This is a genomic window from Legionella busanensis (assembly GCF_900461525.1).
GTDB classification, from domain to species: Bacteria; Pseudomonadota; Gammaproteobacteria; order Legionellales; family Legionellaceae; genus Legionella_C; species Legionella_C busanensis.
In genome coordinates, this window is record NZ_UGOD01000001.1 from 2,730,857 (window position 1) to 2,753,348 (window position 22,492).

The window sequence follows — 22,492 nt, forward strand, 5'->3', positions numbered from 1 at the left end:
ATTATTATTTTAATTTTCTTACCCCTACTTTCCGACCTTTCAATTTACCTGTTTGTAAATAATGACAAACTTTATCTGCCTGCTCTTGCACAATTGCTACGTAGGAATTAAAGGTTGCAATATTAATTTTACCAATACTGTCATAAGCTAATCCTGCTCCTTTTGTTAAAGTACCTACGATATCGGATGGTCGGATTTTATCTTTTTTTCCAACAGTGAGACTTAAGGTTACCATCTGAGGCGGGTTAAAAGATTCACTCTTTTTGTTCAATTTATTAATATCGCCCCAAGGCAAAGGAAACCCTAATTGCTCTTCAATAAGTAAAAGTCGAGATGCATCGGCCGGCGTTGTGATACTAAATGCTTTTCCACTTTTTTCAGCTCGGCCCGTACGGCCAATACGATGAATGTGAACCTCGGGTTCAAATGCCAAGTCATAATTGATGACTGCAGCGAGTTCTTCAATATCTAAACCTCGAGCAGCCACATCAGTTGCCACTAAAATGGGGCAGCTATAATTAGCAAAGCGAATTAATGTTAAATCTCGCTCGGATTGATCCATATCACCATGAAGAGCCATAGCATAAAAACCCTCCTTAGCCAGCAATGATGTAAGTTCGGAAGTTTGCTCTTTAGTATTGCAAAAAATGAGCGTGGAGCTTGGTTGATGATGTAACAATAAGGTTTTTAACAATGAAAATTTATCAGCTTGGCGTGCAACCTCAAAAAAACATTGTTCAATAGTTGTGTCTGTTTTTTCTTCTTCAATGACAATTATTTGTGGGTTACATAGGAATTTGCTAGCAAGCTCTTTAATTTGTGGCGGGTAGGTTGCAGAAAACAATAAAGTTTGTCGTTTAAGAGGAGTATGTGAAATAATTTGTTGTATAGCATTAAAAAAACCCATATCTAGCATTCTGTCCGCTTCATCTAAAACCAATAATTTTAAATTCTGTAAAGATAATGATCCTTTAGTCAAATGCTTTTGTAATCGCCCCGGCGTGCCTACGACAATATGAGCCCCATATTTTAGCGACTCTGTTTGAGATGTCATAGGTATTCCACCTGATAAATTAAGAATTTTGATATTAGGTAAGGTTCTCGCTAATTTTCTTAAAGCCTGAGTTACTTGCTCGGCTAATTCACGAGTAGGACAGATAACTAATGATTGAATAGCATACCAGTTTATATTAAGCAAATTTAACAGCACCAAGCCAAAAGCCGCCGTTTTTCCACTACCAGTCTTTGCTTGCGTAATAACGTCAAGGCCTTGAAGCATGACAGGCAAACTTTGTTTTTGAACAGCTGTCATGTCCTTATAATTTAAAGAAACCAGATTAGTTAATAATTCTTTTCGTAGCGGTAGCAAGGAAAAAGAAAGCTCATCTGTCTTTTCTTTCTTATCTTGAGCTTTAATAGGAAGCATATTGATTACACCAGGATAATAGCAATAACAATTTTAACACTTATCAGTTTTAGATTGAATCAAATTAACAATTATAAATACATTTGTACTACATCTGAAATAACTAAAAATTTTCCTTTCGACATTTTTTGATATACAAGTGAATTAATAAACTTAAAAATTAGCTAGACTAATTTAAAAATTGGGAATGGCGGATTCATTACCCTAGTACAACTTTCCTATCTAATATAGAAAATTAGTATTAAACACGAGAAAATAAAATTGCTAAGCTAAAGCCATTTGAGCCTTAACTTAACAATATAAGAAAATAATTAAGATTTAACAAACAGACTATTTAAAATTTAATTTTTAAACATTCCTTTTAAGGCAAAATAACCAATAACCCCAAAAAACATAGATTGGATAGGGTGACTTTCAACATAAGCCCACCAGTCTTTACCAGACTCTTTTACTTCTTGTGCGCCTTGCTCTAATAATCTGCCCCCTTCTTCATGAAGGTAGTTTTTTCCTTTTTTAACCATTTCTGAAGTATTGTTGTAATCAGACATATTTATTTCCTAGTTAGTTTTTTATAGAAGCGTGTATCTAAATTAGCACACACAAATATTTGAGTCAATTTTATTGACATAAAATGTCACAAATACAAATAAAATAATATACTAATTTATTTTGACGAAATATCTGTTACCCTCTTAGTTATCTAATCAAGATAAATAACGGAGCACCTATGTTATCGTCAGAAGAAGCAAAAACCTTATGGGATTTAGTTAAACCCTTAGAAGTTGCCATGTTAGTTACGGATGTAGAAGGGGTATTACAAGCTCGACCCATGCATTTAGTGCAAAAAAACTATGATGGAAATTTTTATTTTTTCACAGAAAATCCTACGGAGAAGACAGACGAAATAGATAAGCATCACGACGTCTGTTTATCCTTTAGCTGCCCAAAAGCTCAAACGTATGTCTCTATCTCAGGAAAAGCTTCCTTAGCTAGAGATAAAGAGCTAATCGAACAAATGTGGAACCCTTTTGTAGCAGCTTGGTTTCCACAGGGAAAAGATGACCCTTCTGTCACATTAATTAAAGTAGAATCCTATCAAGCTGAATATTGGCAGGGAAAAGAAAGTAGAGCAACCCAACTCTTTAAATATGCTAGCGCTTATTTAACTGGAAAGCGCCCAAATATTGGCGAACATGAGCGCTTGTAATTGATTACAGTCTTTAATTATAGATTGGTTTGAAACATAGCCAATCTACCCTTAATACTTATGGCAAAACGAAAGAGGTTGTTTTTTACATAGTTTAATTAGCTACTTCTTGGTTCATGTAAACTTTTTAAGGTTTACCCTGATTTTTTATTTTTTTACAATCGATGGCAGGGTTAATAACCTTTCTATCTTGAGCAACAATGGCAAGTGTTTTTCTTTTTAACTTGTGCTTTGCGTTAAAGAGGGAATTAAATAAACTTTTCATAACAAGGCTCCTTTACTTAACACGATGAATAATATGAGTCACCACGCCTAACAATTTAAATTCCATATCAGCACTCAATTTAATAGGCTGATAATGAGGATTTTCAGGCAATAATTGAATTTCATGGTCTAAAATAGCTAAGCGTTTAACCGTTGCATCACCATGAATGACTGCAATAACAATATCCCCTGAGCAAGCTTCTACTTTGCTGTCAACAACAAGCATGTCACCCTCATAGATATCTGCATCTATCATGGAGTCACCAGAGGCTGTGACTAAAAATGTTGATTCGGGTTGAGCAGCAAGATGGGTATTTAGATCAATATATTCTTCTCTACTGTCATCAATCGGTGTAGGACACCCTGCACGAATAGTGGTTGAGAAAAAAGGAAGACCGACCTTTAATGGGCTTGTCGACAAAGAGGCTTTCACAGCATTTAAGCGCGAACGGGGGACACGAACCGTACAAGTACTTTCGCCATATCGTCCACTACCTTTAGGACGGCCAGCACCCACTCGTTTACCACCATGCGTCATAAAGACTCTCTTGATTTTTGTTTCAGTTTTCAAGATACTACCTTTACTTCGTTTTAAAGTAAATACCGAGCTGATTTTAAATCATCTAAAAAGTGTAACTTGTTAACGAAGAGTATTTTTAGTTTCTTATGATAAAAGCGTAATAGGATATTAATGTGAGTGGCTATTGTTACCATTATCTATTTAACTATCATAAATTTACTTTCATTCACCAGGAGTAAAATATTGCTTTCCCAATTAATCTATTCGAGTAGCGCCATAGCAAGCTTTAATATGGATGATTTAATTTATTTAACAGAGCAGGCACGAAAAAATAACACGCAATCTGATATCACTGGCCTACTGCTTTTTTATCAAACCTATTTTTTTCAAGTATTGGAGGGAGAAAGAGAAACTATTTCAAACTTGTATATAAATATTAAGCAGGATAAACGTCATACCAATATCATATTACTAGAGGAAAAGAATATTCAAACCCGGGCCTTCACAAAGTGGAGCGTAGGTTTGGCTAACTTTCCAAACCAACTACCATTACTTAAACTTAAGGATTTTTTTGTTAAAAATTGCCAGCTTTCTTTAACCAATAAAGTCGACCTAGAACCTTTAATCTATTCCTTCTCTAAAGGCATCAATCATTCTTATTTAAATTAATAAACCCTACAAATAACATGTTCAATTAAATATAGTAGGTCATCTGCTTATAAGAAAATTCAATACAATGAAATGTATTAAATTTACTTGTATGTAGACATCTATTCTTATTGATTTAAAATGACAGCAAATGTAGCCTGGGTGTAGATCCGCAGGAGCGAAACCCGGGTTTCACTTTGTTTCACCCAGGCTACACTTCTAATATATTTCCAATTAACTTAGTTATTGCATAAGAAGACTATAAGAGTGAATGATATAAAAGTGTCCCAAAAACACATGTTATTTACCTAAAAATAGAGTATTAATTTAGGTTAATTAAAAGATTAAGTTTAATTTAGAGATGATTACCACTCTAGCCATTTTTCAATAGTGGATGCAAGGGATGTAGGGGCTTGTAATGGCACATAATGAGCTGAATCCGAAATAATTGAGAGGTTAGTGCTTGGTATTTCCATTAGCATTTGCTCTTGCCTTATAATATTTATACTACTATCTTGATCACCACGAATTAATAAAGTAGGGCATCTTATTTCTTTTAAGTGGTCAAATTTAATTCCACAATGGATTAAAGCATTTAATTGTTTAATTGCAACTTGAGCTCCTTCCTTTCGCATCATCTTCTGGAATTGGCTTTAAATTATTATTTTTTTTGTTTTCAAAAGATACATCTTCTTCATAATCTTTCTGAATAAAACTTTCAAATTTCCCCTGTTTAATTTGTTGTATATAAGATGAAAACAACTCTTTTGTTGATTGTTTTAAATATCCAGGAGCTGAAGAGATTAAGATTAATCTATTACAATACTTTGTCATATAGTTATACATAGTTAGAGCAATCCCCGCGCCTAATGAAAAACCAATTAATATAAAGCCTTCATGGATATTTAAAGATTGTTTATAAGCAAATTCTTCGATATTTTCACAAGTACTCACATTTACTATCTGTACGTTATAATCATTTTTTAAACTCTGTAACATTGGTTGCCATAAAATTTCATTTCCAAGTAGTCCAGGTATAAGAACTAAGTTTTTCATGATAGGTATTAATTTAGTTGTAGATTATATATAATTTCCTTTAACCTCAGAAGGGAGATAGGTAACCTCTCTGTTAAGTCTGATTACTCCGCCAATCATACTTAAAGAGATAGCGAAGAAGGCGGATACCACCAGTAATGCAACCGCACTTTCTTCATTATTTATTTGCGTTAAAAATAACATAGTTGATGATGCTATTAACCAAATTCAAATCCCTTATTCGGCGAAGGATCTAAATCTGAATTATTTTGAGAATTTTTTCCTAAAAAACCAAATTTATTGATCGCTTTGATAAAACCAAAACGAGATTCTTTATCTTTTTCTAATTTTCTAAGTTGCTCTAATTCTATTTCATCAAAAATTACCTGATCTTCTTTCCTTAAGTCTGATTTAGTTAAGCGAAATTGTTCTTGCCATGCTTCTTTATTGAGAACCATATCTTCAATAAAGGCATGCTTTAAATCTTCATGCAAAGAAAATTTTAAAGCAGTATTATAAAATAAATCACCAAATGATTCCGCGCGGGCTGGTCGGTATTCAGGATCAAATATGGTATCAGTCTCTGGAGAATACGAATAAATTAATTCTCCATCCACTAAAATTTCACTTACCGGACGGCTTTGAGAATTCATCTTATTTTTTGGATGATTCTTAGCTATAAATGCTAAACGCATTCTAGCTTTAGCAACATTTTCTGACATAGCCATTTCGCGCATTCCATGATATACGTCGTGAATAGCGCCAGCAAAGGCAGTTTCCTGAGGATGACCATCGATATCGGTTCTAAATTTTCCTTGACTATTGTTATATCGTTTATAAATACTTTCTTCGGGTAAATACAAAGACATAGCAATTTTTCCAAAAGCTTTTAAATTAGTATAATGTTCTTCTTCAATATAACCATAGGTAGGGATTAGTTCTACAGGTTCCCGACCTAAGTTCTTTGCTTTAGCATTAATTGCTGCTTGAAACATGCTAAAACTTGGCACAAGCATGATCTTTTCTTCTATAAGTCCATTATCTTTGGATTCAACAAGCCAATCTAAGACACGCATACACTTTAGCAATTTTTGTATATTGGCAACAATACTGGACCAACATCCCTCTTCAGGAGCAATTAATATATAAAAAAAATTGTTCTGTTAATGAGATTTTAGTCATCTCTTCACAAAATTGGTCCCACTCAAGTTCATTAAAATTAAAAAAACGTTGCATTAATGGCTTTTGCATTCGCCAGGGCATATCAGATGCCGATATACCTTCTTTAGGTAGAACAAGCGCGTTATAAGGATATCTTTTAACAGAAGTTGGCATACCTTTTAACGTCGTTAAAGTAAACGCGTTAATTGTCCTTGCAAGATGACCATCACCATTTACATACTGGTAAATAAAATAGATCATTGGCGATACATTCAAAGTACGAATTGCTGAATCAAGAATATGTAGAGTCGCTAATTGATTTACAGATATTTTTTTGTCTCTTAAATTTCTTAAAGCTGCTAGAAATAAAGTTCGTGATTCCTCTAAATTTAGACCTACCATTGCATTTTCTGATAATTCTTTGCAGAGTAATTCAGCGCGTTGGACAATAAGTCTGGTATCTAATTCATTAATAATATCTTTTCGCAATTTTGCTGGAAGTGATTGTATTAATTCACTATAAGAGTCAATTTCTAACTTCATTATAGTTGCAATGTTTTGCAAGGGAGCTTTCTGTAAATTGGTCTCCTTTTCTTTTTTTTCTCTCATTAAGCATTCCTCAGTTCAATCACTACCTAAAGTAAGTTTCTTTTTTTTTCATTATGAATATTTAAAACTCGGCATAATTTATCATAAGCTATATGTAAGAACTATTAGAAATATTAATTCCTAATTAAATTAAGGCTTTAGCAACTATTTAAAATGGAGCTTTTAAAATAATGGCGAGGTTAAAAAATAACAAACTAGGAAGGTAAACTTGAACGAGCAACTCGATTATAAATAATATAACCCATAAGTTTGGTTTGTTTGTTAATTAAACTTATCATAGCTTTATAATAGGCAGATTCAAGGGTTGCCATAAATAATCTGATAAGTGTTATGTAGGTTATTCATAATTTCATTCCAAACGTGATGATCATCAAAATTGCTTGCTATTAATACAAGCAGCGTGTAACAACTTATAACTTTAAAAAATAGTGCTTTTTTACATTACATTTAATTTAGAGTTAACTATAACAACTGCTTTAGAAAAAAGGCCCTTAGGTGGGCCATATTAATGGGATTATTAAAATTATATACACTTAAGTGATTAATTATTTAGTAAAAATGAGTCATTTCTATTTATTGTTTGCTTAAACTCTTTCTTTTCTTGCTCAGGCGTAAAGAAAAGATTTTTATTATTTTGAATATTCATTTTTTCTTCTGGCTTGCTGACTGTTAGCAACTTTTCATTTATTAACGTTTTGATTGTCTCATCTGTTGTTAAATCTAAAGCATCTCGACCCTGTTTATTTTTTTGCATTAAAACAGAATAATCACATTTGGGATTAGCTAGAATAGCTTTTACAATACCAAGCTCACCTAGACGTGCTGCTTCTATTAAAGCCGTATTACCGTTCTTATCCTGTTGTATTAATAATTCTTGGCTACAATAAGGGCTTTTCAGAAGTACTTCGGCAATATCAGACCGTTGTATACTTACGGCTTCTATAAGGGCGTTATAGCCATAGCAAGTTTGTTGTGTTAAAACTTGGGCAGTACAATATGGGCTATTAAGTATGATTTTGACCATATCAAGCGAGTGGTTTTTAACTGCCTGAATTAATGCACTATACCCTGCTTCATTGCATTGTATTAAGACTTCTAACGTACATAAAGGATGATTAAGAATCGTTTGCATCACTTTAGGGTTTTTAATACAATTTGCTGCTATAATTAATGCGCTTTCGCCATACCTATTTTGATGCATTAACACTTGCTTGTTAAAGTTTATACTTGTCATAATTGCATTTACTATGATTTCATCGGCATCAACAGCTGCCATAATTAAAGCATTACTACCTTCTCTAGTAGATTGATTTAAGACCTCCGAACTACAATAAGGACTAGTAGTAATAAGACTAACTGCATTAATGCGACCATTTCGAATGGCTAAGTGTAGTGGCGTATAATTAGATTTATTTTTTTGCATTAAAATAAGATGGTCACAATGAGGACTTACTAAAATTGCTTGTATTATGTCATCAATACCTCTTTCCGCAGCAATCATTAAAGCACTACTACCCTCATTATTACATTGGTTTAATGCTATAGAATTAAAATGAGAACTTGAAAGAATTGTTGTAACAATACCTAGTCTATGTTTTTCTGTAGCCAACATAAGAGGTGTATACCCTGCTTGGTTTTTTTGGTTTAAAATTTGATAGTTAAAATAAGGGCTAGCCAAAATCGTTTTAGTAATATTTTCATTACCCTCGCCTGCTGCAAGAATTAACGCGCTAGCACTATCGTCATTTTGTTGGTTTAAAACTTCAAAAGTACAATGAGGGCTGTTAATAATAGTAGCAGCTAGATGGTGATTTCCTTTTTTCACAACTAAGCTTAATGGCGTATGACCCTCTCTACTCTTCTGTAGCAATAATTGAGAATTACATAAAGAGCTAGTTAGGATAGCTTGAACTATCTCTACACAACCTTTATTTATTGCACTTGTTAAGATATTTTCACCTTTATCATTTTGTTGGTTTAAAATCTCTAAAGTACAATAAGGGCTCGTAATAATTGCTGTAATTAAATTTAATTTACGCCCTTTCACTGCTAACGTTAATGGCGTATGGCCCTCTTTATTTTTTTGCATAAATAGTTGAGATGCACAATAAGGGCTTGCGAGAATTGCTTGCACTACCTCTAAGCCTGCTTTTTCTATCGCATAAAATAAAGCAGTATCACCATCTTTATTTTGTTGACTTAATACCTCAAAGGTACAATGAGGGCTAGCAATTATCTCTTTGATTATATCTGCGTTTAGAATACATCCTGTTAAGGCCGTTTTTCCAACATGATCAAACGCTTTTAGAGACTCAGGTGAACAATAAATTGTTTTTAGGTACATTTTAACTATATCTGCTAAATCTTGATGAGTATATTTTTTATTTTTTAATTTTGAATTTAGAGATACAAGCAATTTAATAATATTTTCTTCTTTAAATAAAAAAGTATTTTCAAATAGATTAGGCGTTAAAAGCTTAAGCTTATCACTACCAGATAGTTTTGCGCCGAGTATATTTTTATAGTGATGAAATTCAGTTTCCAGTGCTAAAATATAATTTTTAGAATTAGAGCTTATAGTATTATATAATTCAGGATGAGCATTTAAAATATCTTCTAACTTGCCTGCGTTTATTTCGACACACGTAATTGATGAACTTACACTTTGACCTGTGCCCTCTTGCAATATTTTTATTATTTGACCTAAAGTTTCTTTATTGGTGCATAAGCTACTAACGTTATCGCACTCTTCTTGACTAAGACTATTCCAGTAAAACATAAAATCAGCAATGCCTATATTCGCATCGGGACCTGCATTATATTCAGAGCCACCATGTCCACCCTTTTTACCACCTTGTTTTAGGGCTTGAATTAATTGAAATAGCTTCCCGCCTAAAGAGGGGCTTTGTAATTTAGCGTTAAGTATGGTGGTAAAAAGCTTAAAGAAATATTGCGTATCTTCATTGTGGCTTATAAGACGTTTTTGCTCATCTTCTGATAACAGCAATACCGTATCTTCCTCGCTTTTTACAAAAGGGTTATGTAATTCGGATAAGGTTGTTGAGCCAGGTATAATAAAACTTAATAATTGAACAGGAATAAGTGCATTCTGTGTTTCGGATAAGATGACCTCATCTAAACAATAATCATCAATTTGTTTATCAGGAAATAAATCCAATTGATCAATCAAATGTGTTAAAGTTGGCATTAGATATTGCATTTTTTTCTTTTCAGGCTTTATTTTATGCAAGATGGTGGCAAACGTAAGACAACATCGGTTAACATAGCCTTCAGGCATCCCTGTGTAACTTAGAAAACTACCCCTGATTCTCTCCCACCTGTTCATTAAAAAATCTTCAATCAATGCAATTGATATAGAAGCATTTTGTTCTAAAGCAATGGTTATTTGCTTTAATTCTTCAATAGTTTGTTTGGCTTCACTTAAAATTAAATCTTCTTTAAAATTTGTTATTTCTGTAGTTAAAAATATTGCATGCTCAGCAGTAGTTTCTTTTATGGCATTGAGTAAAACAGTTAAATCAGCTTGATTAAGAGTATATGCTTCTTCTGACATCATTTTTACATCCTTATCTTTAATTAGAAGCTCTAGTAGAGTGGTAGGTGTTTGTGAAAAAATAATTGGATTTAATCTGGCCAATAAAGGCGCGGTAAGTATAATGTATAACACGAATTACAATAAATAAATTGATTAAAGTCAATAGCTTAATTAAAAATAGATTCGTTTAATCAAATTTTATTTGGAATGAATTGGGTAAATCTTGGTAGTTAAACTGATGTGGATAATAATTGAAGTAGAAAGCCTTGAGGCAATAAATTTTAACTGTTAAATTAATTTAACGATAGAATAAAATATAACTCACTTTAAGAATTCTAAATTTTTCTAACTTAATCTTCTTGAGAATATAGCACTCTGCTAAATAGTTTATTGTGCTTAAAATTTCGGATATGTAAATTCACCAGCATTTAATTCTTTTTGCTCACTTTCTACAATACCTTGAAGATTGGTTTTCATTAATTTGTTAGCATCCATAATCTTTTGTTGAAGAACCTGGACGAAATTTGTATAAGCTTGTGCAATTCCTGGATTTTCGAAGGTAATTTCAGCTTGTGTACTTCCTTTAGGTGTTGTCAATGAAATGCCTTGTATTTTACCAGTCGCTGAACTAATTAAATTGCCTTGGCCATATTGTTGAAGATAAGTGGCAAAATCCTTTAAATGTGCAACAGCCTCTTTAGCATTAATTTTTAGCACTAATGATTGTTTAGAATTTGCATATGTCTGATAAGCTTGAAATACGGCTGGATCTTGAAACATTATTTGAGTTTGGGTGCTTCCCGGAGGTATCTTAAGTAAGACATCCTTTATTTTCCCACTAACTGAATCAATGAATTGCACTTGACCTGTTTGTTTAAGGTAAACAGCGAAATCTCTCAAATGCGCTATTGCTTTCTTATCTTCAATGTGAATAACTTGTGTTTTTACAGTATTTGCAAAAAGTGTATAAGCTTTAGCAACTTCCGGATCAGTTACTTTTATCTGTGCCTGACTCCCGCCAGAGAGTGTTTCAAGAGAAACGCCTTTTATTATCCCGCCTTGTAGCAAATGCTGTTGTCCATTTTGTTGTAGAAATTTTGAAAATTCTCGTAAATGTTCCATGGCCTGTTGTGAAGTCACTGGTATGATTTGCAGCGCTGGAGGCGATAAAAATTTTCTATAAGCTTGAGCAACGTCTGGATCGGTTATTATTATGTCGGATTTTGAGCTTTTGGGCGGTGTTCTTAAAGAAAGATCTTTTACTCTATTGTCTTGAACCAGGTTACCCTGTCCGTTTTGTTGAAGGTAATTCATAAATTCTGCTATATGTTTTGTAGCTTGTTTAGAATCATGTTGAAAAAGTTGAGCTGATGTATCTATTTTTGATTTGCTTGGGATAAAGTTAGGATTAAATGCTTTACTAATCGTATCTTGAAAAACATCGATAGTATTAGCCTGCCTTGTCTGTTTTTGATTTGTCTTATCCATCGCTATAAAAATTGGCTGATCAAGAGATTGAAGAGTTAAGGGATTAGACTGATTGATTTTTACATTATTAGCACTTACATTTGCATCACCTAAACAAATACCGTTAAAGTTATCTATAAACTGTATCGTTGCATCTTGTTGCTTAAAATGGCTATGAAGATTCGCTACAGGTATTTTATCCCCTGTTACCTTATGCGTTAATTCATAAGTTGCACCCCGGTTTCCTAAAACAGACTTAGCATTTTGCTATAGCGTAAAGATGTTAGGATTGTATAAAACTGACGTACCGAAAGCATGCGTACCTGTTTTAAGCCATTGCGATTTTAATGCATCAACGTCAATTAGGTTAGAATCACCTACTAAATATTTTAATTTATCCACCAAATATTTAAAATTCTGCGAATTAGGATCAGGAACTTCCTGTAATGCTAGGACACCTACGCAACTATTGAACATATCGTAAATACATTACGCTATTTGCTCCATCTGCTCTCTACCATCAGCAGGTAGCTTGTCAACGCCATCAACGTGTGCCGGTGGCGCAATTGCAGAACCAGGATGTAACATATTCATTGTAGCCATGGCTCCCCAAGCTGTATTTTGAATCATAGGAGGATGGTCGGTTATAGGCCTTGTCACTAAGCCAGCAGTGGCATGGTGAAAACTTATCTCTGGGACATCTAAATTAACCTGAGTAGGTGAAATATGGTGATTTGGCATAATATACTAAAAATAATTCAATTAGGATAATTATAGCATGACATGTATTTTAAATTGACATTATAAATTAATTTAGATTTTAGCCTTACACAACTGCTTTATCATATTGAGTTTTGAATATAATTGTGTATAGCACTTTTAGGCAGTTTCTATCTCTGGGGATGCCTTCCTAAAGCAATTTTTATATTGCCGTATATTGCAAAATTAATATAAAACCACCCTTAACCAATTTTCACCTTTAACAAGGTGCACAAAAAGTGCTTTGTAGAGTGCTTTTAACCAAGCTCTATGAAAATCATGGTAAAGCTTAGTTATTTAGCCTCAGGCCTAAATCAAATTACTATATCGTTTATGCAGCTTATAGCCATATTAAGATAAGGATTCAAAATGCATTTTTAAGGAGTGCGAAGCGAGTTTAATATGATAATGCTTTCTCAAAGATCCTATTGCAAAAGTTAAGGTAACATTGTAAGAATTGTATTTAGAGCAGCTATAACGAGCTTAAACAGTTTAGTTGATTTCAAATGGCGTCATTTTCATGGCTAGGTGATCCTACAGGGTGAATTAACATTGCAAATATTAATCAGCATTATCTTTAATATATTTGAATTATCTCGATGAGGAGCATCAGCATATTTTTGAGCATAGTTAACTAGCTTCAATAGCCTAAGCGAATGCAGGCAAAGGTTAGTTTCCGATTCAATTATCTACAAATCGTCCATTCATGTACGTTTTTTTCATCTACTATTGGTCGCTGTGTTTAACCCACATACACCAAAGCTTGTATCTTACATCTCTTTAGATCGTCCCAAGACTTAGAGAACAACAATTACCATAGTCAATCGGCAGAAGTTTTACTCGCTCCTACAGATACTTTTAAGTATAAAGGTTGTACTAATGTAGTAAATCTAAGAATAGTAAAAATACACTTTTATTCTATAATAAGGCAAAACGATTTTGCTCAATTTCCCAGCTTTCTAGCTGGATTAAGTTATACATGGCTTATAAGTTATTTAAGATGTCTTGTATGTCTCTAACCCGTATTGCCCCTAATTCTTCAAATTTTTGAGGCCAGGTTAACTGTTGGTTTTCAAAATTATTATTCAAAATAAATAATTTTCGCCCCTGTTTAAGCGTGGCTTTTGCTTGTGTTAAAGATCCTGACGTATTACTTGCTTCCACAATAACAGTCGCTTCACTAATTGCTGACATGGTTTTATTTCGCTCAGGAAAATTAAAGCGATTTGAGTTTGGGTTTCCCTTTTCATAGCGAATAATCGGTACTTGAGAAATAAGTAAATGATGTTTAGCAATCTCTTCTTGTAAAGCACGATTTTGTGGCGGGTAAAAATGGGTGATGGGAGTACCAATCACCGCAATTGTTCTTCCATCTAATTGAATAGCGGCTGTATGAGCCGCTGTATCAATGCCTGCAGCAAGACCAGAAATAATTGTAAAATCATGTTCAACAAGCGTTTTAACTAATTTTTTAGTTCTTATCTTTCCTTCTTCAGTGGCAGCTCTTGCACCAACAATAGCCAGTCCCCGTGTATGCAAGAGATCAAGATTGCCGCGATAATATAAAAGTGGCAAGGGATATTCCGCATCATTAAGCTTAGTTAAATAATCTGCAGTTCCTCGCATAAAAACATTAAAATCAGCGACCTTGCTTCTTTTAATTTCTGTATATACGCGATTAAAATAACCTTCTGCAGTGGTTTTATCTACTAAATCAATTAAATGTTCTGCATTACTTACTTTCATTAAATCAACAAGCTGCTTATAAGAGGATACTTTTTCATCAAGTAAGTATTCGTAAGAGCCGATTTCTAATGAAGGAGAGATAGCAAACATTTTTATTCTCTAAAATTATGGAAATAATTACTATAATTCTGATTCTATTTTAATCACCAGCGAATGTCATTAATCAATACTGTTAATTAAGCTCATTCTAAAGAATAAATGATAATATAGGTAGAAACCTAATTTACTTAATGTAAAATTTAATTAAAAAGATAATATTAAGTCTATTAAATAATCTCATTAGCTTTTTTATAAGCCATAATCATCTTATTAAATAAACTTACGTTAAATGCTGTGGTGATACCGCTTTAATCTAAACTGGCATTCACAATTTCATATATGAGATTGAGCTTGCGAGCAGATTCACCCTCAATCAATATGGGAGTTCCTAATTTATCCCTAACATATTCTTTTAATCTAATTCGCCATAACTTATAACAACGTATTGTTTAAATGTTGATATAGCCTGCTGATAAGCTTTACTTACTCTCATTAATTCGTCAAGCTGCCTTTTTAAAAGCACAGAAATTCAAAATACTTTTGAGTTAATTGCATAAGTCTATCATTTTAATGAATATCAAATTTAAGAGTTTATATTTTTTAATGAAAAAAACATTTTCAAATTGACTTAACAAGGCCTTGTTACAATTAATTATCATTATGATTTATTTATGATATAATTGATTATTATTCTATCTATATTTATTATTTATTAATTATATTTGCTTAAAAAGTGAATTTAATATGAAGATGAAATTTGTTATGAAAGGTGAGCAAGGAAGTGGTAAAACAACTTTCATTGACCTTTTATTGGGACGTAAATTTGAAAAAAAATATCAGGCAACTCTAGGTCTTAGTTTGGAAACAGTTAAGGTTAATAATGAAGGAAAAGTAGAGTTTTGGGATATGTCTGGTGATCCATCCGACTCACAACTTACAACATGGTATGATAAACACCATGAGAAAACCGATGTGTTTTTTTATTGTGTCGATCTTTCTCAACATTTAAACACGACCGATATTAATAAAAAATTAAGCCAATTAAAAGAAAGCTACCCTGACGCTATCATTATATTAGTTGGTACAAAAGTGGATAAACTTAAAGAAACTACAACTATTAAAGCAGAATTTAAAGCTGCTGTGCAAAAAAAGTTAGAACCGTTTAAGGAAAATGTGCATGAAACGCTAATTACCTCTGCTAAGGATGGATACATTTCATGTAAAACTCTTCCAAATTTATTAACGATTATCGAAAATTCTAAACCAAAATTAGATGAGCAAAAAGCAGAAAGACAAAGGCAAGAAGAAGAAAAACAAAGGCGAGATGAAATACACAATGATTCAAAGTATCCTAATAGTTACAAAAGCATCTGGAAGAAGACAGAAAATCAACATTCAGAATTAACTCAATCAAAGCAAGATTACCATTGTACTGTACAACTTTTAAGAGATTACTGTAAAACAAATCCATCTGATTCAATTCTCTTTTCTAAAGTTAAGTTAATGTTTTCTTTTAAACTGCGAAACCATACAACAACGATACGCCAATTTTTGCAAGAGTATGAAAGGAGTTCAGGTAGAGAGGAAAACGTAGATGCTCTGCTTAAAGCCTTAAGTAAAAAACTTAAAGGTCAGCCGATCGATGTAGAAGGTAGCTTATACAGACGGCTAGATTATATCCAAAAATTAACTCAGAGTACTTCAGTAGCTTTTGGTGAAAAGTTTGCAGAAAATGTAGGTAGAACTATTAACCCACCTTATTAATGATTTCATGACAAAGTAAATTATATAATCGATGTGGATCAATTACATCACTAACCTAAGAATATAAATGAACTTTATCAACAACAATACTATAAACACCCCCGTTTTGATGAGGAAATTTTTCTAGTTGGCAATAAAAATATTGTTTAATAGTAGAGGTGGTTTTAGATCCTTTTAATTCTGAAATTTTTTTTAAGTTTAGTTTTTCACCTAGTGCTCTTTATTCGCTGTTTAAATACAAAGAAAGTATTTTAATCTCAATAAGTAATTTTAACAAATTACCTATCACCTTACACTAAAAAATGATGGCTATAGACATTAATTTATATCGTTAATATAAATCAATCACAAACGCGCAATTGATTTGCGCTATAAATTTTAAATTAATTTAGCCTAAAAAAACGAGCAAAAAACCGAGAGGATTATTAAGTTAGCTATTGCATAGCCAGCACACCTTTCGCATTATTCACATATGCCCTTCTCTTCCTTTATCCATCAATAGTTTAAGGGTTTGCTGCTAATTTATTTGCATAAAATGACGGTGAATACGTGATGAAGGTTGTGGTGAAGAGAAAATAATGAAGAGCCCTTATTCTTCTTAGGTTAAAGTAATGACGTCTTATTCTATTCATCACGCACTTCATCACCCCTTCACCACTCTTGTTAAGATTTAGGATTCTTTATTAAGCGAAGTCGTTTAAAGTTCGCTATATTTACTAGCCGCTGCAAGCTGTAATTTCTCAAAATCTTCTCGATTTAACTTTAACAATTCAGTAGATAATTTTTTGATAAGCGCGCTCATCTGAATCGTGAGTTGATGACAATATTTTTCAACCGCTTGATTTTCTCTAATTTCATTAATTTCATTAGACCTATGATAGAGCCCAATTTGAATTAATTGATTAATAAGATTAGACAGGGAAACATTATTTTTGCTTGCAAGCGTTGCGAGGCACTGATGTAAATTGTCAGGTAGCGAAATCGTTAAGCGTGGCATGAAAAACTCCTAATTTATAGTTCTAATTCTTTGAATAGTTCTTTATTAATTTCTACTCTTTCTCTTTTAATTTCTTGCTCTTCTGTCTTCATTTTTGAATTCATTATTTTTGATAAATTATGCGATTCCATTTGAAGCTTTTTATCAATGGTTGATTGAAGTGATAGTTGATTTTGGTGATTAAATCGGTTTTCGTGTTGCACTAATTGGCTACTAGACGTTATATCAAGCGAGGCGGGCTAAAGAGATGCGTTTTTTTCAATCGCTTCAATCAATTTTTCTTTATTATCTGTAACCAAAATCATGCCATGAATGGCTCTTGAAATTTGGACATAGAAATTATTAAGTGTGGTCCCAAACCGATGAAAGGACTCCATTAAGCCAACACCAAACGGTGCATCTTTTCCTTGAACTTTGTAGTTAGTCAAAACATAGCTGTAATCGAGATGGTTTAAAGCAGGATGTGTTTTTTCAAGAGTTAAAGAGCGCCCTTCTTTCGTGACAAAATGAAGCGCGTCTTTATTGATTGCTACCAGTGTTGCGCACTGCCCGTTACGGATTTCATGTGCTTTAAAATTACGGGTCCACATGACTTTATCGCCCTCGAAAAGCTCTAACAATTTTGCTTCATACACTTCAATCAGCCTCTCAAAAGGTGCGGTATGCGTTTTATAGCTCGGTAGATTTTTCAAATTAAATTTAATTAACTTACCCTGTTTGTCTATTAGGGGTAATACATTCTCTTCTCGATGGCTTTTAGTGATTTCTCCCACCGTATAATAATGACCTGATGTAATTTTATGTCGTTTAAAATCTTGGTTAAAGCGGACCTTATCACCCTTTTGATGGTAGGCCACAAATCGCTGCTGTATGGGTTCAATTGTTTTTGCTTTAAGAGTTAAATGACAGAAAGGCTTGCTACTCAAGGTGCCCTCTTCTTTTAAGCCCTCCCGAAGCAACTTTATAATGGATTCACGATTGGCGTGCGTGGGTGCAAAAAGCAAGGTCTTCTCTCGAGTATCCGGTGTTAAAGAAAGCCAATGATTGGCAATCCAAGCCACGCGCTCTTCATGGGTTGATAGTGTCTTAACATCAAGCTTATCTAATGCGCTCTTCACCTCTCCCCTTGTTGCTGCCATACCGCCTCTTTAAGTACCTCATTTTTTTGTCGCACTATTTCATCCATGATAGTCGTCTCAATACCGTATTCTTGAGTTAGCCCAAAAAGGCGTCCTGCATTCACACTGGGTAGTTGTGCCTTATCCCCGACTAATACAAGTCTTGCACCGGTGCGTTCAATGTGTTTAATAAGTTCATGACCTTGCTGCGAGGACAACATGGAAGCTTCATCGACAATAAAAATTGTCTTTGCTAAAGAAGCGGCTCGTGCATTCTTTAATTCTTAATGCACCAAGGGAAAGACATCTGTTTGAATGCCTGCTTTCTCTTGCAACTCAAAAGCTGCTGAGCTTGCAACAGTAATACCCCGAAGCGCATAACCTCGTGCTTTAATCAATAAGCTCACTTCCGCAAGCATGGACGTCTTCGCAACTCCTGCATATCCTTGTATTGCTAGATAACGGTCTTTGCTGGTTAGCAAGCGTAGCCTGGGTGCAGGCCTGCAGGGCCGAAACCCGGGTTTCACTTTGTTTCACCCAGGCTACATTGCTAATATTAATTTGTATATTGCAAATTAAACTTAGTTATTGCACAAGACGACTACAAGAGTGAATGATATAAAAGCGTCCTAAAAACCTATAATTATATACATTAAGACTGGTTAAAAAGGATTAAACAGGTCTGACACAAATAAAAAAATATGGATATCATTTAATAAAGGGAAACTTAGCTATGCATTGCTTCACCAAGTCTATTCTGACTAAAAATGTGTTAAATAAAAACTATATATTGTTCAAGATTATTTACTCTTAATGCTAAATATTTTAATTCAGACTATTTTGATAACCTAAAGTAGAATTCTAATGTATTAATATATTAGGGATACAGCAGTGACAGTAGAAAAAATTAGAATGAAATTTAATAAGTCTGATTGCTAGCATAATCAGACATAAAAAAGAGCAATAAAATGGGATTTCACCTGATAAATTAAAATCCTTTAAATTATGATTATAGGACTATTAATAATCAAATGGTTTATAAATATATCTATTTTTCTAAAGAAATTAATAATATTATTAGTAGTACAATATTTAAAATTTAAGTTTTTAATTGCATTCATTAACTTAAAAGACATTAATCCATGAATTTGATTTTAATTTGATCGTTTTTTCATTTCTATATAATACCGAATTTTTTTACTGTTCTATTTATATACTTTGATTTTATTGCTAAGGAAAATTTAAATTCCATGCATAGCCATTTTCTTATCAAATATTAATAAGAAATGGATAAATTTAAGTATTTTAATGGATAAATAGATAATCACTTCAGGCAAAAAAATCATAAGGTGAATTTTACTGTGAAAAACCACTCAATATTTAGTTAATCCACAAATTTGTTACCATCCTATCCATCTAGAACGAAATTAACCACTTTAATTTATACGCGAGGAAGAAATGACTAATTTTTATTCTGAAATCAAAGAACTGTTAAACCAGCAGGTAAATCTTCTAAAGAAAGAGGATTTAATTAAGGAAGTAGCACAAATTGAAGAAGCACAAGGTAAAGATACGCTGACAATTGGTAAGTTACAAAGTTTCATTTTAAAACTTTATGAAATAGCCGAGCAGCAAGATTATCTTAATCGTAAAAATGCTATTACTCCTATTCAAAGAATCAATGAAATCCCCCAAATTTACCAAGCAATTAAATTATTAATAGATACGGCTGTTGATTTAAAAATTTCAGAATTAGAAAATATCACTAATCAAGAAGAGCTTAGTAAATGGATGGCGTTTCTGCCAAAAAGTTCATATGCCAATATAACCTCATTAGATGAACTAAAAAAACAATGAGAAATTATTTTCGTTTTTCATTGATTAGTGGCGAAGAACAGAATTTAGAACAGTTTGATTGGTGGTTAGACAAAACGCACTTTCACGCATATCCTAAAACTTTATTTAACCAAAAAAAAGAGACTTGTGATCGTTTTGATATTGACGCCATTCTATCTGGTAAACATTTTAGTGTACGCTCACTTAAACAAGCTATTATCCGTCAAAACTCTCAATTTCAACTCCAGCCTGGATTTATTTCTATTCGTACAGATGAAGCTGTACAATATGACCCACAAACAAATATAACAACTAAATTGCTTGACCCTCATTTCAAAAAATATGAAAAAAGAATAGGACATGTAGTTGAAATTGATGAGGAAGAAAAAAATAATTACCCCATCCGATTACTGTCAACAGGAATTACAAATTGCCATACAGTAGTCATTCATGATGATCGCAATCAGTTTTTGATGCTTCATGTTTCGCCTGCTGCTGTTAAGAAAATGAACGATAACCCCTTTTTTTCTAGCATACCTAAAAAAGCTTATCTTGATATACAGTCTCAATACAATGATCCAAATTTAGGAGTCCAAAAAAATTCAACTATCGATGTTGTGGTAGTAGATAATGGCGGGTACTTCAATAAAGCTAAATTTGTTCGGATGCTACCTGAAAATGTAATAATTAACTCTTTACAAATTATCAAGCCAGAGTTAGCACAACGACAATCATATAGCGTTTGTTTTTTACCAAATGAGAATAAACTAATTACTTCAGCTTATAATCATTTTATTGAATATGAAAATATTTTTAAGCCAATAGATAAAGCTATAACAATGGATCTAAGTGCCCAGGACCAAGACATGCAAATTGGCAATTATCTATAGATGGTAAAGTCGCTGTTCCTGCCGAACTGCATCTGTATGCGTAAGAATGACCGCTGATTAAAGTATAATGCTCTGGTGAAAATTGTCTGATATAAATTTTTGCATCAGAGCCGGATACGGTAGTTCGGCAAGTCTAGTTCTGAAGAGGGGTAGAGTGATTTATCCAATCTACTCCCCCAAACATCAGCTATTTTTGTTACTTAAAAAATCAAAAATAGAAGTTTACTACCGATTCAGTGTTTTCTAATTGAATGGGTGCATCTTCAATGTCTCTCTTATCCATCAGTTCTTTTAGTTGTTTGGATAGTTGACTATTTGCTAAAATTTTCTCCTCAGTTATTTCAAAATCCCAATCAGAATTCCTATAGATTTTAACTGCCATAAAGGAACCGTCATATAACTCAAAGACATTTCCCAGATATTTATCATTTCCATAGCATACACCTTGAGTCATGCGCTTTACTTTAGGTAATGACAATGGCTCATCTAATAGACCTTTGTTCAAACCAGCAAAAAACACTTTTCCAGAATTATCAAGTAGAACTTGAACATAAGGAGCGTGACCATGATAGGAATCAATATAATGAATACCAATATCACGAATGTCTGTATGAGGTAATGTTAAAAAATCAGCCGAAGTATGAGAGGAGCTAGTAAATTGATTGTCAAACTGGACATGAACTTTCCCTGTAGAATCTAAAAACATAGTAAAATCAGTTGTTGTATCCATTTTAGTTATTGCAGATAATTTATTATGCACCCTTGGTTTTTTTGGATAAAACATAGCATTACTATCGAAGGTACCACTGTAGTAAACCGTACCATCTTTACTTAGAAAAAAAGCCGCTGATGCCCAGTAGCAGATTTTGGTAATATTACACCCTTTTAAAGCTGTTATTTCCTGAGGTACTAAAACGTTGTTTTCATGGCCCAATCCTAATTGGCCATGTTTATTATCGCCAAAACTATATACGTTATTGTTTTCATCAATTAGAAATGCAGAGCGATGTCCAATGGTGAAATCTTTAATTGGAGGTAACCCTTCAATTTTTTGGGGTTTATTTAGATTTTCTTGATTACTCAGCCCAAACTGGCCTTCATTGTATCCAATAACGTAAACCGAACCATCTTCAGTCAAGGCGATTGAATGAAGATCCCAGCGAGCATTCGCCTGTTTCTTTACATTTGGTATATTTGAAAAATCATCTCTGATTTTAAGTGACACTGAATCAGCATTCTGAAAGTCTTTTTGTTTATAAATTATTTTGGCCATTGTAATTGCTCTGAAATTAACTTAGGCAATTATCTTAATCTGTTAATTAAAGTCAATAGCAAGTATAGCCTGGTGCAGGCCTGCAGGGTCGAAACCCGGGTTTCAATATGTTTCACCCAGGCTACATTTTCAACAGTAATTTGTATATTGCAAATTAAACTTAGTTATTGCAGAAGA

At 33.1% G+C, this 22,492-nt stretch carries 22 protein-coding genes and 1 pseudogene; 5 read left to right on the plus strand and 18 right to left on the minus strand.

The window, feature by feature from the left end; translation table 11 throughout:
* Positions 1 to 4 precede the first annotated feature (4 nt).
* Together dbpA and DYH30_RS12090 are read right to left on the minus strand one after the other, a co-directional pair.
* Positions 5 to 1,426 carry an ATP-dependent RNA helicase DbpA gene (gene dbpA / locus DYH30_RS12085; protein WP_115331896.1) on the minus strand — a complete coding sequence of 474 codons (1,422 nt, stop codon included), beginning with the start codon at positions 1,424 to 1,426 and terminating at the stop codon, positions 5 to 7.
* A 341-nt stretch (positions 1,427 to 1,767) separates the two neighbouring features.
* Positions 1,768 to 1,974: a hypothetical protein gene (locus DYH30_RS12090; RefSeq protein WP_115331897.1), complete on the minus strand. Its 207-nt coding sequence runs from the start codon at positions 1,972 to 1,974 to the stop codon at positions 1,768 to 1,770.
* Between the two features lie 179 nt (positions 1,975 to 2,153).
* On the opposite strand from DYH30_RS12090, the gene DYH30_RS12095 reads away from it, so the two are divergent.
* Positions 2,154 to 2,633, plus strand: a complete 480-nt coding sequence (locus tag DYH30_RS12095; RefSeq protein WP_115331898.1) for a pyridoxamine 5'-phosphate oxidase family protein — start codon at positions 2,154 to 2,156, stop codon at positions 2,631 to 2,633.
* Positions 2,634 to 2,760: 127 nt separating this feature from the next.
* On the opposite strand, the gene DYH30_RS18000 is transcribed toward DYH30_RS12095, so the two are convergent.
* Both DYH30_RS18000 and DYH30_RS12100 read right to left on the minus strand, forming a co-directional pair.
* The gene (locus tag DYH30_RS18000) at positions 2,761 to 2,898 is read right to left on the minus strand and encodes a hypothetical protein (RefSeq protein ID WP_160116200.1); all 138 of its coding nucleotides are present in this window, start codon (positions 2,896 to 2,898) and stop codon (positions 2,761 to 2,763) included.
* Between the two features lie 12 nt (positions 2,899 to 2,910).
* Positions 2,911 to 3,468: a LexA family protein gene (locus DYH30_RS12100; RefSeq protein WP_242604727.1), complete on the minus strand. Its 558-nt coding sequence runs from the start codon at positions 3,466 to 3,468 to the stop codon at positions 2,911 to 2,913.
* Positions 3,469 to 3,660: 192 nt separating this feature from the next.
* Here DYH30_RS12100 and DYH30_RS12105 point away from each other — a divergent pair, with 192 nt between their 5' ends.
* A complete protein-coding gene (locus tag DYH30_RS12105) occupies positions 3,661 to 4,086 on the plus strand; it encodes a BLUF domain-containing protein (protein WP_131740676.1) in 426 nt (141 codons plus the stop codon).
* A gap of 344 nt (positions 4,087 to 4,430) precedes the next feature.
* On the opposite strand, the gene DYH30_RS12110 is transcribed toward DYH30_RS12105, so the two are convergent.
* From DYH30_RS12110 to DYH30_RS12150, 9 genes are all read right to left on the minus strand, one after another.
* Positions 4,431 to 4,700, minus strand: coding sequence for an alpha/beta fold hydrolase (locus DYH30_RS12110; protein ID WP_131740677.1), 270 nt, complete (start codon positions 4,698 to 4,700; stop codon positions 4,431 to 4,433).
* Complete coding sequence (locus DYH30_RS12115) at positions 4,669 to 5,121, minus strand: alpha/beta hydrolase family protein (protein WP_115331901.1); 453 nt, start codon at positions 5,119 to 5,121, stop codon at positions 4,669 to 4,671. Before DYH30_RS12115 ends, DYH30_RS12110 begins: the two co-directional genes overlap by 32 nt.
* Positions 5,122 to 5,318: 197 nt before the next feature.
* A complete protein-coding gene (locus DYH30_RS12120) occupies positions 5,319 to 6,176 on the minus strand; it encodes a hypothetical protein (protein WP_115331902.1) in 858 nt (285 codons plus the stop codon).
* Between the two features lie 52 nt (positions 6,177 to 6,228).
* Positions 6,229 to 6,870 carry a hypothetical protein gene (locus DYH30_RS12125; RefSeq protein ID WP_115331903.1) on the minus strand — a complete coding sequence of 214 codons (642 nt, stop codon included), beginning with the start codon at positions 6,868 to 6,870 and terminating at the stop codon, positions 6,229 to 6,231.
* Between the two features lie 541 nt (positions 6,871 to 7,411).
* On the minus strand, positions 7,412 to 10,447 hold the full coding sequence (locus DYH30_RS12130; RefSeq protein WP_115331904.1) for an ankyrin repeat domain-containing protein: 3,036 nt from the start codon (positions 10,445 to 10,447) through the stop codon (positions 7,412 to 7,414).
* 375 nt (positions 10,448 to 10,822) lie between these two features.
* Complete coding sequence (locus DYH30_RS12135; RefSeq protein WP_115331905.1) at positions 10,823 to 11,914, minus strand: hypothetical protein; 1,092 nt, start codon at positions 11,912 to 11,914, stop codon at positions 10,823 to 10,825.
* 246 nt (positions 11,915 to 12,160) lie between these two features.
* Positions 12,161 to 12,370 (minus strand): hypothetical protein, encoded by a 210-nt coding sequence (locus DYH30_RS12140; protein WP_115331906.1) that lies wholly within the window; start codon positions 12,368 to 12,370, stop codon positions 12,161 to 12,163.
* Positions 12,371 to 12,382: 12 nt separating this feature from the next.
* Positions 12,383 to 12,634, minus strand: a complete 252-nt coding sequence (locus tag DYH30_RS12145) for a hypothetical protein (RefSeq protein WP_115331907.1) — start codon at positions 12,632 to 12,634, stop codon at positions 12,383 to 12,385.
* Between the two features lie 1,002 nt (positions 12,635 to 13,636).
* The gene (locus tag DYH30_RS12150) at positions 13,637 to 14,488 is read right to left on the minus strand and encodes a DNA-processing protein DprA (RefSeq protein WP_115331908.1); all 852 of its coding nucleotides are present in this window, start codon (positions 14,486 to 14,488) and stop codon (positions 13,637 to 13,639) included.
* Positions 14,489 to 15,181: 693 nt separating this feature from the next.
* On the opposite strand from DYH30_RS12150, the gene DYH30_RS12155 reads away from it, so the two are divergent.
* Positions 15,182 to 16,201: a GTP-binding protein gene (locus DYH30_RS12155; protein WP_115331909.1), complete on the plus strand. Its 1,020-nt coding sequence runs from the start codon at positions 15,182 to 15,184 to the stop codon at positions 16,199 to 16,201.
* A 697-nt stretch (positions 16,202 to 16,898) separates the two neighbouring features.
* Here DYH30_RS12155 and DYH30_RS12160 read toward each other — a convergent pair.
* From DYH30_RS12160 to DYH30_RS18355, 4 genes and pseudogenes are all read right to left on the minus strand, one after another.
* Positions 16,899 to 17,198 (minus strand): ribbon-helix-helix domain-containing protein, encoded by a 300-nt coding sequence (locus tag DYH30_RS12160; RefSeq protein ID WP_115331910.1) that lies wholly within the window; start codon positions 17,196 to 17,198, stop codon positions 16,899 to 16,901.
* 14 nt (positions 17,199 to 17,212) lie between these two features.
* Entirely contained in the window at positions 17,213 to 17,401 is a 189-nt protein-coding gene (locus DYH30_RS18345; protein ID WP_242604728.1) for a hypothetical protein, read from the minus strand.
* Positions 17,402 to 17,437: 36 nt separating this feature from the next.
* Positions 17,438 to 18,337, minus strand: a complete 900-nt coding sequence (locus DYH30_RS18350) for a hypothetical protein (protein ID WP_244917900.1) — start codon at positions 18,335 to 18,337, stop codon at positions 17,438 to 17,440.
* Positions 18,313 to 18,843 (minus strand): annotated as a pseudogene (locus tag DYH30_RS18355) (AAA family ATPase). Before DYH30_RS18355 ends, DYH30_RS18350 begins: the two are co-directional and overlap by 25 nt.
* A 931-nt stretch (positions 18,844 to 19,774) precedes the next feature.
* On the opposite strand from DYH30_RS18355, the gene DYH30_RS12170 reads away from it, so the two are divergent.
* Both DYH30_RS12170 and DYH30_RS12175 read left to right on the plus strand, forming a co-directional pair.
* Complete coding sequence (locus tag DYH30_RS12170) at positions 19,775 to 20,173, plus strand: hypothetical protein (RefSeq protein WP_115331911.1); 399 nt, start codon at positions 19,775 to 19,777, stop codon at positions 20,171 to 20,173.
* The gene (locus DYH30_RS12175; RefSeq protein WP_115331912.1) at positions 20,170 to 21,042 is read left to right on the plus strand and encodes a hypothetical protein; all 873 of its coding nucleotides are present in this window, start codon (positions 20,170 to 20,172) and stop codon (positions 21,040 to 21,042) included. The genes DYH30_RS12170 and DYH30_RS12175 overlap by 4 nt, the downstream gene beginning before the upstream one ends.
* Before the next feature lie 208 nt (positions 21,043 to 21,250).
* Here DYH30_RS12175 and DYH30_RS12180 read toward each other — a convergent pair whose 3' ends face one another.
* A complete protein-coding gene (locus DYH30_RS12180) occupies positions 21,251 to 22,315 on the minus strand; it encodes an RCC1 domain-containing protein (protein WP_115331913.1) in 1,065 nt (354 codons plus the stop codon).
* Between the last annotated feature and the right edge of the window lie 177 nt (positions 22,316 to 22,492).